The organism is Streptomyces sp. NPDC096105 (assembly GCF_044763335.1).
In the GTDB taxonomy this organism is placed as follows: Bacteria; Actinomycetota; Actinomycetes; order Streptomycetales; family Streptomycetaceae; genus Streptomyces.
The window spans coordinates 235171-256353 of the sequence record NZ_JBIWGC010000004.1 but is presented as its reverse complement, the minus strand read 5'-3'; the positions used below and the strand labels follow the sequence as shown (position 1 = coordinate 256353).

14 protein-coding genes and 2 pseudogenes are annotated in these 21183 nt (G+C 74.6%); 7 read left to right on the top strand and 9 right to left on the bottom strand.

The features are described from left to right. Positions 1 to 89: 89 nt before the first annotated feature. Positions 90 to 842, bottom strand: a complete 753-nt coding sequence (locus tag ACIQ8B_RS09020) for a GPP34 family phosphoprotein (protein ID WP_106413760.1) — start codon at positions 840 to 842, stop codon at positions 90 to 92. Between the two features lie 223 nt (positions 843 to 1065). Between ACIQ8B_RS09020 and ACIQ8B_RS09015 the strand changes: the two genes are divergently transcribed. After that, positions 1066 to 3699 (top strand): D-alanyl-D-alanine carboxypeptidase, encoded by a 2634-nt coding sequence (locus tag ACIQ8B_RS09015; protein ID WP_403546281.1) that lies wholly within the window; start codon positions 1066 to 1068, stop codon positions 3697 to 3699. 133 nt (positions 3700 to 3832) lie between these two features. Beyond that, complete coding sequence (locus ACIQ8B_RS09010) at positions 3833 to 5791, top strand: MFS transporter (RefSeq protein WP_403546280.1); 1959 nt, start codon at positions 3833 to 3835, stop codon at positions 5789 to 5791. Between the two features lie 88 nt (positions 5792 to 5879). Here ACIQ8B_RS09010 and ACIQ8B_RS09005 read toward each other — a convergent pair whose 3' ends face one another. Further along, positions 5880 to 6998 carry an ADP-ribosylglycohydrolase family protein gene (locus ACIQ8B_RS09005; protein ID WP_403546279.1) on the bottom strand — a complete coding sequence of 373 codons (1119 nt, stop codon included), beginning with the start codon at positions 6996 to 6998 and terminating at the stop codon, positions 5880 to 5882. A 60-nt stretch (positions 6999 to 7058) separates the two neighbouring features. Continuing rightward, positions 7059 to 7306 (bottom strand): annotated as a pseudogene (locus ACIQ8B_RS09000) (zinc ribbon domain-containing protein); the annotation flags it as partial. On the opposite strand from ACIQ8B_RS09000, the pseudogene ACIQ8B_RS08995 reads away from it, so the two are divergent. Then, positions 7305 to 7397 (top strand): annotated as a pseudogene (locus ACIQ8B_RS08995) (transposase); the annotation flags it as partial. The pseudogenes ACIQ8B_RS09000 and ACIQ8B_RS08995 overlap by 2 nt on opposite strands. A 151-nt stretch (positions 7398 to 7548) precedes the next feature. Here the strand turns inward: ACIQ8B_RS08995 and ACIQ8B_RS08990 are convergent. The 4 genes from ACIQ8B_RS08990 to ACIQ8B_RS08975 all read right to left on the bottom strand — a co-directional run bounded on the left by ACIQ8B_RS08990 (position 7549) and on the right by ACIQ8B_RS08975 (position 12273). Continuing rightward, positions 7549 to 7740, bottom strand: a complete 192-nt coding sequence (locus tag ACIQ8B_RS08990) for a hypothetical protein (RefSeq protein ID WP_403546278.1) — start codon at positions 7738 to 7740, stop codon at positions 7549 to 7551. A gap of 420 nt (positions 7741 to 8160) precedes the next feature. Then, on the bottom strand, positions 8161 to 8730 hold the full coding sequence (locus tag ACIQ8B_RS08985; RefSeq protein ID WP_403546277.1) for a L,D-transpeptidase: 570 nt from the start codon (positions 8728 to 8730) through the stop codon (positions 8161 to 8163). 69 nt (positions 8731 to 8799) lie between these two features. Next, positions 8800 to 11388: a bifunctional FO biosynthesis protein CofGH gene (locus ACIQ8B_RS08980; protein WP_403546276.1), complete on the bottom strand. Its 2589-nt coding sequence runs from the start codon at positions 11386 to 11388 to the stop codon at positions 8800 to 8802. Between the two features lie 24 nt (positions 11389 to 11412). After that, the gene (locus tag ACIQ8B_RS08975) at positions 11413 to 12273 is read right to left on the bottom strand and encodes an LLM class F420-dependent oxidoreductase (RefSeq protein ID WP_403546275.1); all 861 of its coding nucleotides are present in this window, start codon (positions 12271 to 12273) and stop codon (positions 11413 to 11415) included. A 222-nt stretch (positions 12274 to 12495) separates the two neighbouring features. Here ACIQ8B_RS08975 and ACIQ8B_RS08970 point away from each other — a divergent pair, with 222 nt between their 5' ends. From ACIQ8B_RS08970 to ACIQ8B_RS08955, 4 genes are all read left to right on the top strand, one after another. Beyond that, positions 12496 to 14007, top strand: coding sequence for a CehA/McbA family metallohydrolase (locus ACIQ8B_RS08970; RefSeq protein WP_106413753.1), 1512 nt, complete (start codon positions 12496 to 12498; stop codon positions 14005 to 14007). Positions 14008 to 14020: 13 nt separating this feature from the next. After that, a complete protein-coding gene (locus ACIQ8B_RS08965; RefSeq protein ID WP_290001304.1) occupies positions 14021 to 14416 on the top strand; it encodes a nitroreductase/quinone reductase family protein in 396 nt (131 codons plus the stop codon). Positions 14417 to 14541: 125 nt separating this feature from the next. After that, positions 14542 to 17502 carry an AfsR/SARP family transcriptional regulator gene (locus ACIQ8B_RS08960; RefSeq protein WP_403546274.1) on the top strand — a complete coding sequence of 987 codons (2961 nt, stop codon included), beginning with the start codon at positions 14542 to 14544 and terminating at the stop codon, positions 17500 to 17502. Between the two features lie 209 nt (positions 17503 to 17711). After that, positions 17712 to 17900: a sigma-like protein gene (locus ACIQ8B_RS08955; RefSeq protein ID WP_290001312.1), complete on the top strand. Its 189-nt coding sequence runs from the start codon at positions 17712 to 17714 to the stop codon at positions 17898 to 17900. A 135-nt stretch (positions 17901 to 18035) separates the two neighbouring features. On the opposite strand, the gene ACIQ8B_RS08950 is transcribed toward ACIQ8B_RS08955, so the two are convergent. After that, entirely contained in the window at positions 18036 to 18572 is a 537-nt protein-coding gene (locus ACIQ8B_RS08950) for a hypothetical protein (RefSeq protein WP_403546273.1), read from the bottom strand. A 186-nt stretch (positions 18573 to 18758) separates the two neighbouring features. Next, the gene (locus ACIQ8B_RS08945; RefSeq protein ID WP_403546272.1) at positions 18759 to 21119 is read right to left on the bottom strand and encodes a PQQ-binding-like beta-propeller repeat protein; all 2361 of its coding nucleotides are present in this window, start codon (positions 21117 to 21119) and stop codon (positions 18759 to 18761) included. Positions 21120 to 21183: the final 64 nt, after the last annotated feature.

Genomic DNA, 21183 nt, shown 5'->3' with positions numbered 1-21183 from the left:
CCGCTCGGACAGCGGCTCCCGTGACCGGGTCTGTGGTGCCGTGGATCCGTGGTGGTGCCCTGCCGTGCCGAGCCCGGGGGACGTACGGCTCAGTGGGCGGCGGCCCGTGCCATGGATCCGCGGTGGGGCTGCGCCGGAACGCCGCGGGCGGGTTCCGGTCCGCTCCTGCCGCCGGGGGCCTGCCGGCCCGCCGGTGCGGAGCTGCGGCGCGGCTGGGCCGCGACGCCGTTCTGGACGTCCATCACCGCGTGCGCGACGAGTCCGCCCATCGGGTCGTGCCGGATCAGGTCCCGCAACCGGGAGCGCGAGGAGCGACCCTCGTTCCCCGGGTACAGGTGCTTGCCGAGACCGACCGCGTGCGCCAGTGCGGCGAGCGCCGCGGTCCGCGGGTCCGGCGGGACGCCGGTACGGATCGCGGAGTCCAGCCGGGCCCTGATCTCCCGGCTGATCTCGGTGTCCGTCGCCTGGTACCGGGTCGTCGGCAAGACCCCGCACATCTGGCCGGCCACGGCGTGCACCATGCCGCACCGTTCCAGGTGCGAGAGGTAGGTCTGGCGGAGCCCGAGACGGGGCCCGCCGATCCAGTGGACGGCCCGCACGGGAGCGCCACGCCTTCGCAGCAACTCCAGTGCGCTGTCCAGTGTTGGGTCTCCAGTCGGCCGTGGCACCACCACGGCGATACGATCCCCGTCTGGGGCTATCCGTCCGGCCAGCGCCAGCTCCACCAGCTGTGCTCCGGCCAGACCGAGGTCGAGCGACTGCGGCTGCGCAGTGGTACCCGTGGTCGGGTCCAGTGCCAGCAGCAGAAGCTCCTCCGGAAGTGTTCTGCGGCTCCTGCCCATCCATGCCTCCCCGCGTGGATGAATGACAGGGTGACCCCTCTCACATTGGTCTGTCGAGGGTGCGTGACCGGTTCGTAGTGGAACCAGTAGCTATGTCGTTCTCGTCTACCGCATGGGGTAAGCCCGCACACAGGACACTGGTACATGGTTCGGACAGCGCTTCAGGGCGATGTCACGGGCGGGCGGTTCACGGTTCGGTTGGCGCACGCGGGGCGTGCGGCACATGGAGGAGGCATCGGTGGCGGGCGAGTCCCCCGACAGGTCGAAGCAGCGCGAGTCGTCGGCAGAACAGACGTCGGGGAGCACCGGGCCGGTTCCCGAGAAGCAGGATCCCCGCCTCGCCATGACCCGCGAGACGGGGCGCTCGGAGAACCGGGGAAGCGTGGACAGGGGAAGCGTGGACACGGCCACGCGGGTGCTGTCGGTCCGGGAGGCCGCGGCCTCCGGACCGGAGCCGGAGGAGAGGTCGGCCTCGGGGTCGGCTGCCGAGCCGGAACGGGAGTCGGAGCGGGAGCGGGGGTCGGCCCCGGGTTCCGGTTCGGCCTCGGGTTCGGGCTCCGGTTCGGGCTCCGGTTCCGGTTCGGCTTCGGACGACGCGGTGGACGACGCGGCGTCCGAAGGACGTGACGGGGCCGTGGACGGCGGTGACGGGCGTCTGCGGGAGGCCGTCGCGACCTGGGTGCGGCCGGCGGAGCCGAAGGGGGACGCGGACGCGGCGGAGGCCGGCTCCGAGGAGTCCGAGCGGGACGGCGCGGACGCGGCGGCGGACGACGCGCCCCAGGGCGGTGACGAGGAGGCGGGCGCCGACGAGGACGCGCGGTCCGGCAGGGCCACGGAGGCCCCCACGGACGCCAGGGCCGACGCGGACACGAAGGCCGCCCCGGACGGGGAGACCGCTGCCGTCACCGCGGCGAGGGCCGGCGCGGACGGCAAGGGCCCCGGGGACGGCCCAAGGGCGGACGACGAGACCCAGGACGGCGACGACGGCGACGACGCCGGCGAGGTCGGCGCGGACGCCTCCGAGGCCCCCGAGGACGTCTCCCCCGGTGACGAGGACGACGAGGACGCCGGGCCGCCCTCCGCGAGCGCCGGGGACGACGGCGAAAGCCCTCGTGAGGCCGACGGGGACGCCGACGCCCCGTCCGGCGGCGCGCCCCAGGACGACGACCAGGACAAGGACGTCAAGAGCGAGGCCGCCGCGGCCAAGGACGACGACGAGGACGGCGGGGACGACCGCGCCTCGGACACGGGTGACCCGGGCACGGGCGACCCGGACAAGGACGACCCCGACAAGGGCGCCGACGACGCCCCCGTCGATCAGCCCACCGCCGTGTTCCGGGCGCCGCGGGCCTCCGAGGCGTCCGTCGACCAGCCGACCACCATGCTCAAGCTGGGCGAGGCGGCCACCCGTGAGGGCGTCCGTGCCGCCGAGGCCGAGCGGACCAGCAAGTTCGTCGCGCTCAAGGAGGACCCCGCCCTGCGGCAGCCTCCGCGTCAGGGCGGTCCCGCGCCGGCCGAGTCGACGACGTTCCTGCCGCAGGTCGGCCCGGAGCGGACGACGCAGCAGCCGTTGCCGCCGAAGCCGCCGCTGGACCTGCTGGCCGAGCTGACCAACACGCCGCCGCCCCCGCAGACCCCGCTGCGGACGGCCGTGCGGCGGATCAAGATCTGGACGCCGCTGGTGATCCTGCTGGTGATCGTCTTCGCGGTCGTGCAGAACTTCCGGCCGCTGCCGGCGCCCACCCTGGTGCTGACCGCCGAGGACACCCACACCTTCGACGGTGACCCGGTGAAGCTGCCCTGGCCGGGCGAGGGACAGGGGTGGATGAGCGGCGACGGCATCGGCACGATGGACCACTTCGGCGAGCAGAAGCCGGTCGCCATCGGCTCGGTCGCCAAGACCATGACGGCGTACATCATCCTGCGCGAGCACCCGCTGAAGCCCGGTGAGGAAGGCCCGAAGATCGAGATCGACGCGAAGGCGGAGGAGGAGGGCGGCTACGACAAGGACGGCGAGTCCACGCTCAACACCGTCAAGGCCGGTGACTTCCTCACCGAGAAGCAGGCGCTGTCGGCCGTCATGATCCCCTCCGCCAACAACATCGCGCGTCTGCTGGCGCGTTGGGATGCGGGCTCCGAGGAGGCGTTCGTCAAGAAGATGAACGACACCGCCAAGGAGCTCGGGATGACCAACACGACGTACACCGACCCCTCGGGGCTGAAGGAGACCACCGTCTCCACCGCCGAGGACCAGACGAAGCTCGGCATCGCGGCCATGAGGAACCCGGCCATGGTGGCCATCACCAGCGCGGCCAGCTGGACGGACCCGAGCGGGCAGTACTGGAGCAACTACAACGAGCTGCCCTACACGATGGGCGCGATCGGCATCAAGACCGGCTCCACCACCAAGGCCGGCGGCAACCTGCTCTTCGCCGCCCGCAAGAAGGTGGGCGGCCAGGAGGTCACCGTCGTCGGCGCGATCCTCGGCCAGCACAAGGGCCCGTCGATCCTGGACACGGTCAACGAGGTCAGCAAGCCCGCGCTGCGCGCCGCCCAGGATGCGCTGACCTCGGCGAACATCCTGAAGAAGGGCACGGTCGTCGGGTACGTGGACGACGGTCTCGGCGGCCGTACGCCCGTCGCCGTCACCGAGGACGTCAAGGCCGTCGGCTGGGCGGGCCTCGAGGTGAAGCTGACGTTCGCCGGGACCGAGCTGCCGCACACGGCGGAGGCCGGGACGAAGGTCGGCACGCTCACCGTGGGTGACGGCAGGAACGGCGCCGTCAAGGTGCCGGTCGCCCTGCAGGAGGACCTCGTGGAGCCCGGCTTCACCGACAGGCTGACCCGCGTCGCCTGATCCGGCGGCCGGTCACCGACGTCCGCACCCCGCGGACCGCCGCCCTCCCGGGCGAACGGTCCGCGGGGTGCGTGCTAGCGTCACGAAACGGGCAGGAGACGGGCGAGGAACGGGACACGGGGAGTGCCTTCAGGTGGCGACAGCGGAGCCGACACGCGCCGACGACGCAGACCCGGGCCCGGGAGCCGGCCCGCGAATACCCGCATCCGGAGCGGAGTGGTCCGTCGAGACCGCCGACGCGCCCCCGGGGACGGACGCGCACCGGGCGGAGACGCCTGCCGGGAACACCCCTCAGGGCGCCCCCCAGGATGACCCCCCGGGCCGCGCCCGGGCCGCCGTCCTCGCCGTGCGGGCCCGCACGCTGCGCCACCCGGTGCTGTCCGTCACCGCGCTCGCCGGGCTGCTGCACGTCGCCTGGTTCTTCACCTTCGCGAACAGCGGCGGCGACCTCGCCGCGCAGGACGCGTGGGCCGAGTTCGTGGGCCGGCACCCCGACTCCGCGTACAACCTCGCCTGGTACGGCGGCATGCACCCGGTGTCGTACAGCATGGTGTCGCCGTACCTGATGTCGCTGCTCGGGGTGCGGACCACGATGATGATCGCGGGCACGGTGTCGGCGGGCCTGCTGACGCTGGTGCTCCTGCGCTGCCTCCCCCACTCCCGGCTTCGCCCGAGCGGGGAGGCCCCCGTGGTGCGCGACTCCCTGTGGGCCGCGCTGGCGGGCGTGTTCGCGCTGCTGTGCAACGCCGCCTCGGGCCGGGTGACGTACGGGCTGGGCACGATGTTCGCGCTCGGCGCCGTCGCGGTCGTCTTCTGCTGGCCCCACCGGTGGCGGTACAAGCGCTGGGCGAAGGCGCTCTGCGCGGCCCCGCTGGCGGCGCTCGCGACCATGGCCTCACCGGTCGCCGGCCTGTTCGTGGGCCTGGTGGCGGTGGCGCTGTTCCTGCAGAAGCGCCGGCCGGGCGCGTGGGCGCTGGGTCTCGCGCCCAGCGCGGTGGTCGCGGTGTCGGCCTGGCTGTTCCCGTTCTCCGGCACGCAGCCGATGGGCTTCGGCTCGGTGGTGCTGCCGCTGGTCTACTCGGTGCTGGTGTACGTCCTGGTGCCGAAGGACTGGAGGACGGTCCGGATCACGGCCGCGGTGTACGGGCTCGGGGTGGTGCTGGTCTGGCTGATCAGCTCGCAGATCGGGTCGAACATGACCCGGCTGGCCATGCTGTTCGGCGGTGTGGTGCTGGTGGCGGCGCTGCCGTTCGCCGAGCCCCGGTCCCGCAGGTGGTACGCGCTGGTCGTCGCCGTGGTCGGCTTCACCTGCTGGATCGGCGTGAAGTCCGTGAACGACGTGGTGAACACGACGCCCGCCGCCTCCTGGGCGCGCGAGCTGGCGCCACTGGTGAACGAGTTGCAGGAGGTCGGCGCCGAGCGGGGCCGGGTGGAGGTCGTCCCGGCCCGCTCGCACCGCGAGGCGTCCGCGCTCGCGCCGTACGTGAACCTGGCGCGCGGCTGGAACCGGCAGGCCGACATGGAGCGCAACCCGCTCTTCTACGACGACACCCTCAACGCGGCCAACTACCACGAGTGGCTGAAGCGCTGGGGCGTGCACTACGTGGTGCTGCCCAAGGACGAGCCGGACGGCGACGGCGGCCAGCGGGAGCGGGAACTGGTGCAGGGCGGACTGCCGTACCTGAAGCAGGTCTGGGGCGACGCCAACTGGCAGCTGTTCGAGGTGCAGGCGCCGACCCCGCTGGCGGAGCCGCACACGGTCGTGGAGCGCGCCGAGCAGGGCGAGTGGACGCTGCGCGTGGAGAAGCCGGGCCGGATCCTGATCCGGGTGCCGTACTCGCCGTGGCTGGGCCTGGTCGACGCCGAGGGCGAGGCGCTGGACCCGCCGCAGGAGACGGAGGAGTCCGAGAACCGCCCGGAGGGCGAGCCGAAGACGTACGAGAACGTCCACGGGTGCCTGATGGAGACGGAGGAGGACGCCAACGGCGACCGGTGGACGGTGCTGCTGGCGCCCGAGGCGGGGACGTACCGGCTGGCGGCCCCGTACAAGTGGGGTGAGCGGGGGACGCCCTGCCCCGACGAGCTGCGCTGACACGCTCCGTCGAGAGGTGGCCCCGGGGGCGGTTCCCGGGGGTGGTTCCCAGGGGTTTTTTCCGCGCCCCTGAGGGGGGCGCGTCCCCCTAGGCGCCTCTCGGGTAGCGGGCGAGCCAGGCCGGGGAGGAGGCCGCGGGGGTGTGGAGGGCGGGGCCCTGGGTCATCTCCATGGCGAAGTCGTCGGCGAGTTCGAGGACCGTGGGACGGCCCTCCAGTTCGGCCAGCCAGGCCGGCGGGAGGGCCGTCTCCCCGTGCAGGGCGCCCAGCAGGCCGCCGGTCAGGGCGCCGGCCGCGGCGCTGGGGCCGCTGTGGTTCACGGCGAGGCACAGACCGTGCCGTACGTCCTCCCCCACCAGCGCGCAGTACACGGCCGCGGCGAGCAGGCCCTCGGCGGTGGCGTCGCCGACCAGTTCCGTGACCCGCTCCGCGCCGGGCGCCCCCTGCCGCACGGCGCCCAGCGCGCGCCGGAGGGCGTCCGTCACCGGCTGGTGGCCGGGCCGGGCGGCCAGCAGGGCGAGGGTGCGCCGCACCGCCGCGTCCAGACCCTCGCCCCGGGTCAGCGCGTGCACCAGCACCGCGTACGCGCCCGCCGTGAGGAAGGCGACCGGGTGGCCGTGGGTCTGCGCCGCGCACTCCACGGCGAGCTGCGCCACGAGCTGCGGGTCCCAGCCGACCAGCAGCCCGAACGGCGCGGACCGCGCCGCCGCCTCGGGACCCGCCTCGCCGGGGTTCTTGGGCGCGTCCAACGTGCCCATCGTGTGGTCGCCGAGCCCCATGAGCAGGGCGCGGGCCGGGTCGCGGCGGGCGTACAGCCACTCCTCCCGCGCCAGCCAGCCGTCCTCCTTGCGCCGCTCGTCCGGGCCCCAGTCGCGCTGGGTCGTGGCCCAGCGCAGATACGCCTGGTGCAGGTCGGTCGGCGGGTGCCAGGCGCCGGTGTCGCGCCGCACCTGGGCGCGGATCAGGCCGTCCACGGTGAAGAGGGTCAGCTGGGTGTGGTGGGTGACGGCGCCGCGCCGGCCGTAGGCGGGGGCGAGGTCGGTCAGGCCCGCCGCGCCGTGGGTCCGGCGGATGGTGTCGACGTCCAGTCGGTCCACGGGCGCGCCCAGCGCGTCCCCGACGGCCGCCCCGAGCAGCGTGCCGCGCACCCGGCTGCGGAAGTCCTGCTGCTCACGGCGCCCCCACACGGGCCCGGCAGTACCAGCCACCCAGACCTCCCCGGGACCGTCCGTACGTGCGACGCCCAGCACTTTGACGTGCGTCCTGGCCTAAAGTCCAGGGATTCCGGCCTGGATCGTGTGATCCTTCCGGGGCTTCCTGCTTCACCGCGCTGTGCGGGCACGGGTGCCCGTCTGACCGGCGCTCCACAGGCGTTTAGCGTCTCCGCCCGTCCGGCGGCGGCGATTCGGCGTCCTTCGAAGAGGACGTTGCGGGCCGCGTTGTGGTCGCGGTCGTGCACGGCGCCGCAGGCCCCGCACGTCCACTCCCGGACGTGCAGGGGCTTGGGGCCGTCCCGGTGGTCGCCCTCATACTTCTCCGCATCGTGCGGCGGAGCACCGCTGGCGATCGTCCGCCAGTACATCGAGCAGCAACAACGTCCGCTCTGACGCGCACGTCAGAACAGCCTTGAGATGCATTCATCCCCGGCGTGAACGCCGGGGCCTTCTGCAAGAGTCCCGGTAACCGAACGGGGACGGCCGGCTCAGGGGCCGGATCGCTGTGCGGAGTGTGACCCGAGCGGCCGGAAGTGGCCGGTTTTCACCCGTCGCGGTCGCGTACGACCGCATCGCGCCGCTCGCGCGCCCAGGCGTAGGACGGGTTCAGCCCCAGGGCGCGGTCCAGGTCGGCGAGGGCCCGGTCGCGGTGGCCCAGGCGGTGGTGGGCCGTGCCCCGGCTCGGGTACGCCGACGCGTGTCCGGGGTCGAGGGCGAGGGCGCACCCCGAGCTCACGGCGAAACTCACGCGACGGCCGCCGGACGAGGACCACGGCGAGGTGACGGCGCCGTGAGCCCCGAGCGCGGCGACGACGTCGCTCCCCCGCCGGTGGGCGGCGAACGGCGTCTGCGCTTCGCGACGAACGGGGCCGCGAAGGGGTGGAGTGAACCCGGTGCGGAGGCGCCGGGCACCACGCGCCGCTGCTTCGAGGCCCTGCGCGGGGATCCGGCGTCCCGCCCGGACCCGGACCGTCAGCACCGCCTGCGGGGCCGGCTCGCCACGGGAACCTCGGCGGCCGGGACGGTCCGCGGCGGGAGTACGAGGTCACGGCGGGCGGCCGGGTGCGCCGCCTCGTCGACGAGGCGTGACGCACGGTGCGCTTCGTCCACGCGTCGCCGCGGCATCCGAGGGACACCGAGCAGCCGGGACGGCCGGCTAGTCCACCACGTACACCGTGGTGCCCGCCGTGCCGAAGGTCCAGAGGGCCTTGCCGTCCTGTTTGGCGACGCGGATGCCGCCGGTCCGGGCGCCGGGGTCGGCGGGCGGGGGTGAGGAGCCGTCGACCGCGTTGGAGAAGGCGACGAAGACGCCGGACTTCTGGGCGAAGTACATGATGTGCTCCACCGGCACGCCGTCGCTGCCGGTGGTGGCCTCGTTGCGGGTGCCGATCGTGTAGGAGCCGGGGTCCGGGGAGACCGTGCCGGGCCACACCGGGAAGGAGCGGCGGGCGGCGTCGCTGGCGTCGACGAGCCAGACGCGCTTCTGGCCGAGGGAGTAGACGATGCGGCGGCCGGTGCCGGAGTCGGCGGGCACGCCCGGTGTGCGGGTCTCCTCCGGCGGGGCGGCGGACGGCTTGGGGTCCGCCGTCGCCGTGGCCTTCGGCGGAGTGGTGGCGGCGACGGGCTTGGTGCCCTGGTCCGCCTGGACGCCCAGGACCGCCACCGCGGCTATCGCCCCCGTGGTCAGCCCGGTCACCCAGGCCCACGAGGGAAGTCGGGCAGACACCGGTACGCACTCCTCAGCTACCGAAAGCGGGTCGGATCATCCTACTGCCAGCGGGGGCCGGGGCCGGATTCAGTCGAGGACGGGCAGCAGCTCCGGCAGATGTCCGTCCGACGCCTCCGCCGCGCGGCGGCGCTCCTCGGACACCTCGCCGTACAGGGTCGTGCGCGGCTTCGCCGGGCGGCCGGCCGCTTCCGCGACCGCGATCAGGTCCTTGACCGACTTGTAGGAGCCGTAGGAGGAGCCCGCCATGCGGGAGATGGTCTCCTCCATCAGCGTCCCGCCGAGGTCGTTCGCGCCGGAGCGCAGCATCTCCGCCGCACCCTCCGCGCCCAGTTTGACCCAGCTCGTCTGGATGTTGGGGATCCACGGGTGGAGCAGGAGGCGGGCCATCGCCGTCACCGCGCGGTTGTCGCGGACCGTCGGGCCGGGGCGGGCGATGCCGGCCAGGTAGACGGGGGCGTTGGTGTGCACGAAGGGCAGCGTCACGAACTCGGTGAAGCCGCCGGTCCGCTGCTGGATCCCGGCCAGGGTGCGCAGGTGGCCGAGCCAGTGGCGGGGCTGGTCGACGTGGCCGTACATCATCGTGGAGCTCGACCGGATGCCCAGGTCGTGCGCCGTCTCGACGACCTCGATCCACGTCGCCGCCGGCAGCTTGCCCTTGGTGAGGACCCAGCGGACCTCGTCGTCGAGGATCTCCGCCGCCGTGCCCGGGATGGTGTCCAGCCCGGCCTCCTTCGCCGCCGTCAGCCACTCGCGGAGGGACAGGCCGGTGCGGGTCGCGCCGTTCACCACCTCCATCGGGGAGAAGGCGTGGACGTGCAGGCCGGGGACGCGTTCCTTCACGGCCCGCGCGATGTCGAAGTAGGCGGTGCCGGGCAGGTCGGGGTGGATGCCGCCCTGCATGCACACCTCCACCGCACCGACGTCCCACGCCTGCTGGGCGCGGTCGGCCACCTGGTCCAGCGACAGCGTGTACGCGTCGGCGTCGGTGCGGCGCTGGGCGAAGGCGCAGAAGCGGCAGCCGGTGTAGCAGACGTTGGTGAAGTTGATGTTGCGGGTGACGATGTACGTCACGTCGTCGCCGACCGCCGACTTACGCACGTCGTCCGCGACCCGGCACAGGGCGTCCAGCGCGGGACCGTCGGCGTGCAGCAGGGCCAGCGCCTCGGCGTCCGTCAGCTTCGTCGGGTCGTCGGCGGCCGTGCGCAGCGCCTCGCGCACGTCGGTGTCGATCCGCTCCGGGACCATGCCGGGAGCGGCGGCCTCGCGCAGCGCGTCCCAGTCGCCGTACACCTCGTCGAAGTCGGCGCGGCGGTCGTCCGTGCGCCCCTCGGTGTCGATGGTGCGGTGCAGGTCGGTGCGGCCGGTCGCGGTGAACGCCTCGTCCGGCTCCTGCCACGGCAGCCCCCGGGGCAGGGCGTCCGGACGGGCGAGCCCCGTCTCCGGGTCGGCGAGCGCGGCGACGTGCGGGCGCAGCCGCGGGTCCAGCCAGGGCTCGCCGCGCCGCACGAACTCCGGGTAGACGCAGAGGCGTTCGCGCAGTTCGAAGCCGGCCGCGCGGGACTGTTCGGCCAGTTCCTCGATCTGCGGCCAGGGGCGCTCGGGGTTGACGTGGTCGATGGTGAGCGGGGAGATCCCGCCCCAGTCGTCGATGCCGGCTGCGATCAGCCGCCCGTACTCGGCGTCGACCAGGTTCGGCGGGGCCTGGAGGCAGGCGGTGGGGCCGAGGACCAGGCGGGCCACGGCGACGGTGGCGACGAGTTCGTCCAGTTCCGCGTCCGGCATGCCGCGCATCGCGGTGTCCGGCTTGGCGCGGAAGTTCTGGATGATCAGTTCCTGGATGCCGTGGTGGGCGCGGGCGACCTTGCGCAGCGCGAACAGGGACTCGGCGCGCTCCTGGTAGGTCTCGCCGATGCCGATGAGGATGCCGGAGGTGAAGGGCACGGAGGAGCGGCCGGCGTCCTCCAGGACCCGCAGCCGTACGGCCGGTTCCTTGTCCGGGGAGCCGTGGTGGGGGCCGCCGGGCTCGGACCACAGGCGGGTCGCGGTGGTCTCCAGCATCATGCCCATGGAGGGGGCGACCGGCTTGAGGCGCTGGAAGTCGGTCCAGGACAGCACGCCCGGGTTGAGGTGCGGGAGGAGTCCGGTCTCCTCCAGGATGCGGATCGAGATGGCGCGGACGTAGGCGAGGGTGTCGTCGTAGCCGTGCGCGTCGAGCCATTCGCGGGCCTCGGGCCAGCGGTCCTCGGGCTTGTCGCCGAGGGTGATGAGGGCTTCCTTGCAGCCGAGCGCGGCGCCCTTGCGGGCGATGTCCAGCACCTCGTCCGGCGACATGAACATCCCGTGCCCGGCCCGGCGCAGCTTGCCGGGCACGGTGACGAACGTGCAGTAGTGGCACTTGTCCCGGCACAGCCGCGTCAGCGGGATGAAGACGCTCCGGGAGTACGTGATGACACCGGGCCGTCCCGCCGCCTCCAGGCCCGCGTCGCGGACCCGGGCGGCCGAGGCGGAGAGGTCCTCGAGGTGATCACCGCGGGCCTGGAGCAGGACCGCGGCCTCGGAGACGTCCAGGGAGACGCCGTCGCGGGCGCGCCTGAGCGCGCGGCGCAGGGAGTTCTCGGTCGGGCCGCCGGTTCCGGTGGTCGCGGAAGTCGTCATTCTCTGAGCATACGTTCGGCGTGATCAGGACTTCCGCCCGTCCAGGAACGGCTGGAGGGCGTCCAGCGCGCCCAGCACCTCCGTCTCCCCCGCCGGCGGCAGCTGCGCCACGACCTCCTCCACGCCCAGCTCCGCGAAGTGCTCCAGCTTCCCCGCGCTGGGCCGGACCGCGTACGGCACGACCTGGAGGGCGGCCGGGTCGCGGCCGGCGTCGGCCCAGGCGGCGCGCAGCGCCGGCAGCGACCCGGTCAGGCCGCGCCCGCCGATCGGCAGCCAGCCGTCGGCGTACGCGCAGATGTCGGCGAACAGCTTCGGGCCCGCCGCCCCGCCGACCAGCGTGCGCGGGCCGGTCACCGGGCCGCGCGGCTTCCGCACCGGCTTGGGGTACGCGATGCTCGCCCGGACGCTGCCGAACTCGCCCTTGTAGGCAGTCGGTTCGTCGGCCCACAGAGCGCGCATCAGGCCGATCCGGTCCCGTACCAGCGCCCGCCGGGTGCGCCACTCCACCCCGTGGTCGGCGGCCTCCTCCACGTTCCACCCGAAGCCGACGCCCAGCGTGAACCGGCCTCCGGAGAGGTGGTCCAGGGTCGCGATCTGCTTGGCCAGGTCGATCGGGTCGTGCTGCGCGGCGAGCGTGATGCCGGTGCCGAGCCCGAGCCGCTCGGTGACGGCCGCGGCCTGTCCGAGCGCGACGAAGGGGTCGAGGGTGCGGCCGTACTCGCGGGGCAGCTCGCCGCCCGCCGGGTAGGGGCTGGTGCGCTCGACGGGGATGTGCGTGTGCTCGGGCAGGTACAGCCCGGCGAAGCCCCGCTGTTCCAGCTCCCGGGCCAGCCGGACCGGGGTGATCGTCTCGTCGGTGAGGAAGATCGTGACGGCGATGCGCATGGACGGCCTTTCGTACGCGGGACGACGCCCCATGCATACCCGTCCGCTCCCCTCCTGTCCATACCGACCGGTCGGCATTCATCCCGCCACTCCCCCGCCACCCGCCCCGAAATCCGTCGATTCCCTTCCCTTCCACGGCAGTTCACTGCTCAATACGAAGGTTGCACCGCACCATCCCTGCATCACCCAGCCCTGTCCTCACCGACACCCGGGAGCAGCAGCATGTGCGAGGAGCATCAGACCGGCATCGGGCGGCGCGCCGTCTTCCTGACGGGCGCCGCCGCCGCGCTTACGTCGGGGAGCGTGAGCTTCGCCTCCGCGGCCGAGGGCGGCCGCACCCGGACCAGGACGGTGCGCGGCACCCTGGAGCCCGGCGCACCCGACTTCGTGTACGTCCCCGTCGAAGTGCCGCACGGCGTGAGGGAGATCAAGGTCGCCTACACCTACGACCGGCCCCAGGTCCCGGCCGGCACCGCGGGCAACGCCCTGGACATCGGCGTCTTCGACGAGCGCGGCACCGGACTCGGCGGCGAGGGCTTCCGGGGCTGGTCCGGCGGCGCCCGCACCGAGTTCTTCCTGCGCGCCGACGACGCCACCCCCGGCTACCTCCCCGGCCCGGTCCGCGCGGGCACCTGGCACATCGCGCTGGGTCCGTACACGATCGCCCCGCAGGGCCTGTCGTACGAGATCACCGTGACGCTGACGTTCGGCGAGCCCGGCCGGACGTCCCGGCCGGTGTACCCGCCGGAGCGGGCGAGGGGACGGGGGCGGGCCTGGTACCGGGGCGACTGCCATCTGCACTCCTGGCACTCCGACGGCCGCCGCACCCCCGGGGAGATCGCCGCGCTCGCCCGCGCGGCCGGGCTGGACTTCGTCAACTCCAGCGAGCACAACACCCATTCCGCGCACGCCCACTGGGCGGAGGCGGCCGGCGACGACCTGCTGGTGCTGCTCGGCGAGGAGGTCACCACCCGCAACGGGCACGTGGTGGCGCTCGGCACCGACCCCGGCACCTTCGTCGACTGGCGCTACCGGGCCCGCGACAACCGCTTCGGACGGTTCGCCCGGCAGATCCGCCGCGCGGGCGGCCTGGTCGTGCCCGCCCATCCGCACGCCACCTGCATCGGATGCAACTGGAAGTTCGGCTTCGGCGAGGCGGACGCGGTCGAGGTGTGGAACGGCCCCTGGACGCCCGACGACGAGGTGGCGCTGGCCGACTGGGACAGCATGCTGGCCGCGTCCGTGCGGGACGGCCGCGACTGGATTCCGGCCATGGGCAGCAGCGACGCGCACCGCGACCCGGACGTGGTCGGCCTGCCGCAGACCGTCGTCCTCGCCGACGACCTCAGCCGCCGCGCGATCCAGGACGGCATCCGCGCCGGCCGCTGCTACGTCGCCGAGTCCGCGCGGGTCTCCCTGGCCTTCTCCGCGTCCGGCCCGCGCGGCGAGCACGCCGGGATCGGCGAGCGGCTGCGGGTCCCGGACGACGCCCCGGTGACCGTCCGCCTCGAGGTCACCGGCGCCCCCGGCCGCACCGTCCGGCTCGTCACCGACCAGGGCGTGCTGCACACCTCCGCGCCGCTGCCGGCGAGCGGGAAGGGCGTCGTCGAGTGGCGGACCACGCCGTCGTACGCCGCGTACGTGCGCGCGGAGGTGCGGCACGGGGCCCCGGCCGGGCCGCTGCCCGGAAGCCTGGCCGCTTTCACCAACCCCGTCTTCCTCGGCCGCCGGTAGGCTCGGCGCCACGATGACTTCTCGCGCCGAACGCAAGTACCGCGTCGCCACGGCCTTCCAGCGCCGCGTGGGGAACCCGCTGCTGCGCCGGATGCCGTTCCAGACCCTGCTGGAGACCACCGGCCGCGTCTCCGGCCTGCCCCGCACCACGCCGGTGGGCGGGCGCCGGGTCGGCGACACCTTCTGGCTGGTGTCGGAGTTCGGCGAACGCTCGCAGTACGTGCGGAACATCAAGGCGGACCCCCGGGTGCGGGTGCGCGTCCGGGGCCGCTGGCACACGGGCACCGCCCGTCTGCTGCCCGAGGACGACCCCGTCGCCCGGCTGCGCGCCCTCCCCCGCTTCAACAGCGCCGCCGTGCGGGCGATCGGGGCGGATCTGCTCACGGTCCGGGTGGATCTGGACGGGTGAGGTCGCACATGTGGGGAGTCCGTGGCGGCCCGCCGGTCCCCGTGTGATCGGCGTCTCGCACGGCTGACTCCTGCGTCAGGAGAAGGCAAACTGGCGTAGTTGCTCGGAATGCATAGGGGGACTGCATGGACGGTGTGCCGCGGGGACCCGAGCAGCGGGGTCCCGGCTCCCCGACGGAGCCGGTGGCGCTGCGGTTCGGTGTGCTGGGTCCGGTGCGCGCCTGGCGTGGCGGCGTACCGGTCGCCACCGGCAGTCCACAGCAACGCGCCCTGCTGGCCGCCCTGTTGCTGCGCGAGGGCCGCACCGCCACGGCCGCCGAGCTGATCGACGCCCTGTGGGTCGGGGAACCGCCCTCCCAGGCGCTCGCCGCGGTGCGCACGTACGCGTCCCGGCTGCGGAAGGTGCTGGACCCCGGCGTCCTGGTCAGCGAGTCCGGCGGCTACGCCGTGCGCGGGCTCGGCGAGGGCGCGCTGGACCTCGCGGCCGCCCAGGAGCTGGCCGCGGAGGCGGAGAAGGCCCGCAACACCGGCGACCTGTGCCGCGCCCGCGACCTGCTCAACCAGGCGCTGGCGCTGTGGGACGGCGAGTCGCTGGCCGGGGTGCCCGGCCCGTACGCCGACGCGCAGCGCGTCCGCCTGGAGGAGTGGCGGCTGCAACTGCTGGAGACGCGGCTGGACATGGACCTGGAGCAGGGCTGCCACGCGGAGGCCGTCTCCGAGCTGACCGCGCTGACCGCCGCGCATCCGCTGCGGGAGCGGCTGCGCGAGCTGCTGATGCTGGCGCTGTACCGCAGCGGCCGCCAGGCGGAGGCGCTGGCCGTGTACGCCGACACCCGCCGGCTGCTCGCCGACGAGCTGGGCGTCGACCCGCGCCCGGGCCTGAGCGAGCTGCAGCAGCGCATCCTGGAGGCCGACCCTGCCCTCGTGGAACCGCCCGCCCGGCTGCCCCATCCGGACCCCGCGCCGGTGCGCCCGGCACAGCTCCCGGCGACCGTGCCGGACTTCACCGGCCGTGCGGCCTTCGTACGGGAGCTGGGCGAGGTCCTGGCGTCGGCCTCCGGCGACGAGGCGCGGGTGATGGCGGTGTCCGCCGTCGCCGGCATCGGCGGCGTCGGCAAGACCACCCTCGCCGTGCACGTGGCGCACGCCGCCCGCGACGCCTTCCCCGACGGCCAGCTCTACGTCGACCTCCAGGGCGCCGGAGCGCGCGCCGCGGAGCCGGAGACGGTTCTCGGCTCCTTCCTGCGCGCCCTCGGCACGGCTGACTCGGCGATCCCCGACTCCCTGGAGGAGCGGGCGGCGCTGTACCGCTCGGTGCTGGACGGCCGCCGGGTGCTGGTGCTGCTGGACAACGCGCGCGACGCGGCGCAGGTACGGCCGCTGCTGCCGGGCACGGCGGGCTGCGCGGCCCTGGTGACGTCCCGCGTGCGGATGGTGGACCTGGCCGGGGCACATCTGGTCGACCTGGACGTGATGGCGCCGGAGGAGGCGCTGGCGCTCTTCACGAAGATCGTCGGTGAGGAGCGGGTGCGCTCCGAGCGGGAGGCCGCCCTGGACGTGGTGGCCGCCTGCGGCTTCCTGCCGCTGGCCATCCGCATCGCCGCCTCCCGGCTGGCCGCCCGCCGCACCTGGACGGTCTCCTTCCTGGCGGCGAAGCTCGCCGACGAACGCCGCCGGCTGGACGAGCTTCAGGCGGGCGACCTGGCGGTCGCGGCCACCTTCGAACTGGGCTACGGCGCGCTGGAGACGGCGCAGGCGCGCGCGTTCCGGCTGCTGGGCCTGGCCGACGGCCCCGACATCTCGCTGGCCGCCGCGGCCGCCCTGCTGGACCTGCCGGCGGCTGAGACGGAGGACCTGCTGGAGTCCCTCGTCGACACGTCCCTCCTGGAGTCCGCGGCGGGCCCCGGCCGCTACCGCTTCCACGATCTGCTGCGGCTCTACGCGCGTGCATGCGCCGAACGCGACGAACAGCCGCCCGCCGAGCGGGAGGCCGCCCGGTCGCGGCTGCTGGACTACTACCTGGCGACGGCGGTGCGGGTGTACGGCATCGAGCGGCCGGGCGACCGGACCGTGGCGCACCTGGAGAAGGGCCGTGCCGCGGGCGAGGAGTTCAGCGGCGCGGCGAAGGCGCTGGACTGGCTGCACAGCGAGGCCGGGCCGCTGCTGGCGTGCGTGCAGCAGTCGCTGGGCGCGTCCATGGTGCGCCGGGCCGTGGACCTGCTGGTCGCGGCCATCGACCTCGCGGAGTCCGGGGCGGACTCCCGCCAGTACCGCAAGACCGCGCGGGCCGCGTGCGAGGCGGCGGCCGCCCTCGGGGACGCGCGCGCCGAGGTGCGGGCCCGGGTCACCGTCGCCCAGGTGTTCAGCCAGGCGGGCCGGTTCGAGGCCGCCGACGAGGAGGCGAGGCGCGCGGACGCGCTGCTGCGGGACGCGGACGACCCGTGGGCGAACGGCACCGCCCCGAACCAGCTCGGCATCATCGCCCTGTGCACCGCGCGGTACGCGGAGGCCGAAGGCTGCTTTCTGCGCGCGATCGACGCCTTCCGCGCCGACGGCAACCGGCCCGGCGAGGCCAGCGCCGTCTGCAACCTCTCCCGCACCCTCGCCTCGATGGGCCGCACCGGCGAGGCCGTCGAACTCGCCCAGCGGGGCGTCGAGATCTACGACGAGCTGGGGATGTCCATGCGGCTGGCGAACGCCCGCTACGCCTCCGGCATCGTGCTCAGCCAGGCGGGACGGTCCTCGGAGGCGCTCGCCCAGCTCGACGAGGCGCTGTGCATCTTCGCGGAGAACCGGCAGTCGCTGTGGGAGGGCACGACCCACTACCGCATCGCCGAGGTGCACCTGCGGGCCGGCCGCCCGGCGCGGGCCGCCCGCCACGCCGAACAGGCCCTGGCGACGGGCTGCATCGGCGGCGACTGGATGCGGGCCAACGCCCTCACCGTGCTCGGCCGGGCGCTGGACACCCTCGGCCAGGGCGACCGGGCGCGCGCCTGCTGGCGCGAGGCGCTGACCCTGTACGAGGAGACGGGCTCCGCCGAGGCCGTCCAGGTGCGCCACCTGCTCGCCCGGCTGTCGGCGGCCTGACAGCGGACCCGGCGGCGGCGTTCATCGAACGTTTATGGCGGGCTGCCACCCTCGTGGGACGGATGCGTCGCGTCGGGGGGCAGGCGGATCCGAGGGGCTCATCTCCACGGTGGGACCCGCTGGAACGGCCGCTCGGCGGCTTCGGGGGAGCCGCCGAGCGGGCCGTTCGACCGCACGGCCCAGTCCACCTGTTGGGGGTAGCACACGTCATGAGCGAAGCCACGAACGAGCCGGAGTTCACCACGCAGGACCAGCACGCGCCGGCCCCGCCGGGCAAGGACGGCCCCGAGGTCACCACGCTCGACCAGCACGCGCCCGCCCCGCCGGGCATCGGCGAGGTCACCACGCTGGACCAGCACGCGCCGGCCCCGCCCGTCCTGGGCCGTGACGGGCGGTAGGTCTCCGCACGGGGACCGGTCCCGGCTGCGCGGAGGGGGAGCCGCCGCGGCCGGGTCGTGAAGAGGGTCCGGCCGCGGTGTCGTACGACACCGCGGCCGGACCCTCTTCACGTCGTCGCTCCCGGGCGCCCCGGGTCAGGACGCCGGGGCGGAGGAGTCCAGGTCGCACGCGTCGATCAGCGGGACGCTCTCCGCGTCGTCCACCGGGACCCTGGCCGGCGTGGTCCCGCCCGCCGGGACGGCGACCTCCTCGGTCCGGCTGACGAGTTCGTCGCCGGCGGTGTCCTTGAAGACCACCGTGACCGAGAAGGTGCCGTCCACCGTGTCGGTGTTGGTGACCTCGACGGTGGCGTAGGGCGTCTCCTCGGACGCGCAGTCGACCAGCGTCACCGTGGCGTCCTCCGGGGACGCCGACGCCTCCGGGTCGCCGGACCCGCCGCTGCCGCCGCCGTCGTGGTCGTCGTGGTCGTCGTGGTCATCGTCGTCGTAGTCGCGGTGCGAGCCGCCGCCCGAGCCCGACGCGTCGTGGTTCTGGCTGGAACTGCTGCAGCCGCCGCCGTCGCCGTCCCCGCTGCCGCCTCCGTGCCCGCGGCCGGTGGAGAAACCGGTGAGGGCGAGGACGACGAGCGCCGAGACGGCGGTGAGTTCGAGTGTCTTCCCCCGAGAAGTCATGCCCCTCAGGCTAGCGATCCTCGTGTCACGGGCATGTCACTGCCTGGAGACCGTCCCGCACGCGGCGCGGCGTCGGCCCCGAGGGCGGCGGACACCGCCGCTCCCCGCCGCGGCGGCCGCCGTCCGGGGCCCTTCCGCGCAGCCGGCGCGACGGCCGTCCCGCGGTGACGCGGGGGACGGCACGGCTCACGCGGTCCGCGCCGTGCCCGTCCCCTTCTCCGCGTCCAGCGCGTACACACAGCGGTCCTTGCTGCACGCGTACACCACGCCGTCCCGCACCACCGGCGAGCCGGTGATCTCCCCGCCGGTGGCGAGCTTCCAGCGCAGGCGCCCGTCGTCGGCCTTCAGCGTGTACAGCAGGTGGTCGCTGGAGCCGAAGTGGATGCGGCCCTCGGCGACCGCGGGGGCGCCGACGATGTCGCCGCCGGACTGGAAGCGCCACTTGGGCGTGCCGGTGACCGCGTCCAGCGTGTAGAGGCCCTTGCCGCTGCCCACGTGGACGTGGCCGGCGGCGACCAGCACCGGCTCGGCCGAGGAGCGGGCCTCGGTGGCGATGCGCCAGCGGTCGCGGCCGTCGGTGGCGTCCAGGGCGTAGACCGTGCCGAGGTAGTCGGCGAGGTACACCCCGCCGCCGGTGACCGCGGGGCCGGGCACGAAGGCGGGCGGGCACAGGAAGACCGCCGGGGCCTCGAAGTGCCAGCGGACGTGCCCGGAGGCCGCCTCCAGGGCGACCACCCGGGTGCCGGCGCAGACGTAGACGTAGCCGTCGGGCGCGGAGGTGAGGCGGACCGGGACGCCGCCGCAGGAGGCCGCGTCGCCGATCGGGTACGCCCAGCGCTCCTCGCCGGTGCGGGCGTCGAGGGCACGCAGCCGGGCGTCCTGCCAGACGTAGGCGGTGCCGTCGAGGAGGGCGGGTCCCGCCTCCGGCGACTCGAAGTCGGTCTGGCAGCCGGTCACTTCCCACAGCTTCTGCCCGGTGGACGCCTCCCAGCCCTGCACGCCGCCGCCGCGGGTGCCGGTGAGGACGGTGCCGCGGTCGGCCTTGAGGGAGTACACCCAGGCGTCCGTGTTCAGCCGCCACAGGTCGCCGCCCTCGCGGGCGTCGAGCGCGTAGAGGGTGGGGCCGTCGGAGGCGTGGACGCGGCCGTCGGCGACCGCCATCGACCAGGCGACGTCCCGCGTCTTGAAGCGGCGCCGGCCGGTGGCCACGTCCAGGGCGTGCACCTCGAAGGAGGTGACGTACACCAGGTCGCCGGCCACGGCGGGCGTGCCCCACACGTCGTTGGACATGCGGAACCGCCACGGGCGCCAGCCGCCGGGCTGCTCCGGCAGGGCGGCGGGCGCCGGGGGCGCGGCGGCGGGCTCGGCGCCGTTGACGTCGGGGCGGGACTTCGTCCAGGTCGCGGCCAGGGCGGCGGTGGGCGGGGGCACCTGCACGGCGGCCGTGCGCGTGTCGGCGACGCGCGGGCCGGGGCCGATGGGCACCGCGGCGCCCGCCAGCCGGACGGGCCCGGTGCCGGGCGCGCCCACGGGGGCCGGCCGCGGCGGGGGCGGCGGCACGACCGGGTCGTGCGGCGGCGGGGGCGGCACGGGGGGACGCGCGCCGGCGCCGCCCCCGCTGCGGCCGCTGTTCTGCGGCGGCTTGGCGGGGCGGCCGCCGCGGCGCGCCTCGATCATGCTGACCGCCCGCTCGGGCAGCCACGCCGACGCCGTGCCGCTGTCGTCGGAGCCGGAGCCGAACAGGTGCGGAGCGAGCTGCGCCTGGAGGTCGGCGGGGTTGGGCCGGGCCGTGGGGTCCATCTGCATGCACGACTCGATGAGCGGCCGCAGCTCGTCCGGCAGGCCCTCGAGGTCCGGGCCCTCGCGCAGCAGCATGAAGACCGTCTCGACGGGGTTGGCGCCGTGGAACGGGGGGTGTCCGGTGGCGGCGAAGACCAGCATGGAGCCGAGGGAGAAGACGTCGCTCGCGCCGGTGACGCTGCGGGAGTCCTTGGCCTGCTCCGGGGACATGTAGGCGGGGGTGCCGACGGCGACGTTGGTCATCGTGAGCCGGGTGTTGGACACCCCGGAGGCGATGCCGAAGTCGATCACGCGGGGGCCGTCCTCGACGACCAGCACGTTGGAGGGCTTGAGGTCGCGGTGGACCAGGCCCGCGCCGTGGATCGACTGGAGCGCCTCGGCGACGCCCGCGGCGAGCCAGCGCACGGCCTGCGCGGGCAGCGGCCCGCACTCGTTCACTATCTCCTCGAGCGAGGGGGCGGGGACGTACGCGGTGGCCAGCCACGGCACGGCGGCGCGCGGGTCGGCGTCCACGACGGCCGCCGTGTAGAAGCCGGAGACGGCGCGGGCCGCCTCCACCTCGCGCGTGAAGCGGACCCGGAAGAGCTGGTCCTCGGCCAGCTCGGTCCGGACCGTCTTGATCGCCACCCGCCGGCCGGACGCCGAGCGCGCGAGATAGACCAGCCCCATGCCGCCGGCTCCCAGCCGTCCCAGCACCTCGAACGGCCCGATACGCCGCGGATCGTGCTGCGTCAGCTGATCCACCACTTGCCTGCCACCTCCCCGTACGCGTCGCGCCACCACCTGTGCGCGACCGTAGTGCAGCGTCTCA

Bases quoted from the DNA above. Each gene is read 5' to 3' on its own strand.
- ACIQ8B_RS08955 (WP_290001312.1), top strand. From the start codon at position 17,712: ATGAGCGAAGCCACGAACGAGCCGGAGTTCACCACGCAGGACCAGCAC.
- ACIQ8B_RS08960 (WP_403546274.1), top strand. From the start codon at position 14,542: ATGGACGGTGTGCCGCGGGGACCCGAGCAGCGGGGTCCCGGCTCCCCG.
- ACIQ8B_RS09020 (WP_106413760.1), bottom strand. From the start codon at position 842: ATGGGCAGGAGCCGCAGAACACTTCCGGAGGAGCTTCTGCTGCTGGCA.
- ACIQ8B_RS08980 (WP_403546276.1), bottom strand. From the start codon at position 11,388: ATGACGACTTCCGCGACCACCGGAACCGGCGGCCCGACCGAGAACTCC.
- ACIQ8B_RS08970 (WP_106413753.1), top strand. From the start codon at position 12,496: ATGTGCGAGGAGCATCAGACCGGCATCGGGCGGCGCGCCGTCTTCCTG.
- ACIQ8B_RS08975 (WP_403546275.1), bottom strand. From the start codon at position 12,273: ATGCGCATCGCCGTCACGATCTTCCTCACCGACGAGACGATCACCCCG.
- ACIQ8B_RS08965 (WP_290001304.1), top strand. From the start codon at position 14,021: ATGACTTCTCGCGCCGAACGCAAGTACCGCGTCGCCACGGCCTTCCAG.
- ACIQ8B_RS09015 (WP_403546281.1), top strand. From the start codon at position 1,066: ATGGAGGAGGCATCGGTGGCGGGCGAGTCCCCCGACAGGTCGAAGCAG.
- ACIQ8B_RS08950 (WP_403546273.1), bottom strand. From the start codon at position 18,572: ATGACTTCTCGGGGGAAGACACTCGAACTCACCGCCGTCTCGGCGCTC.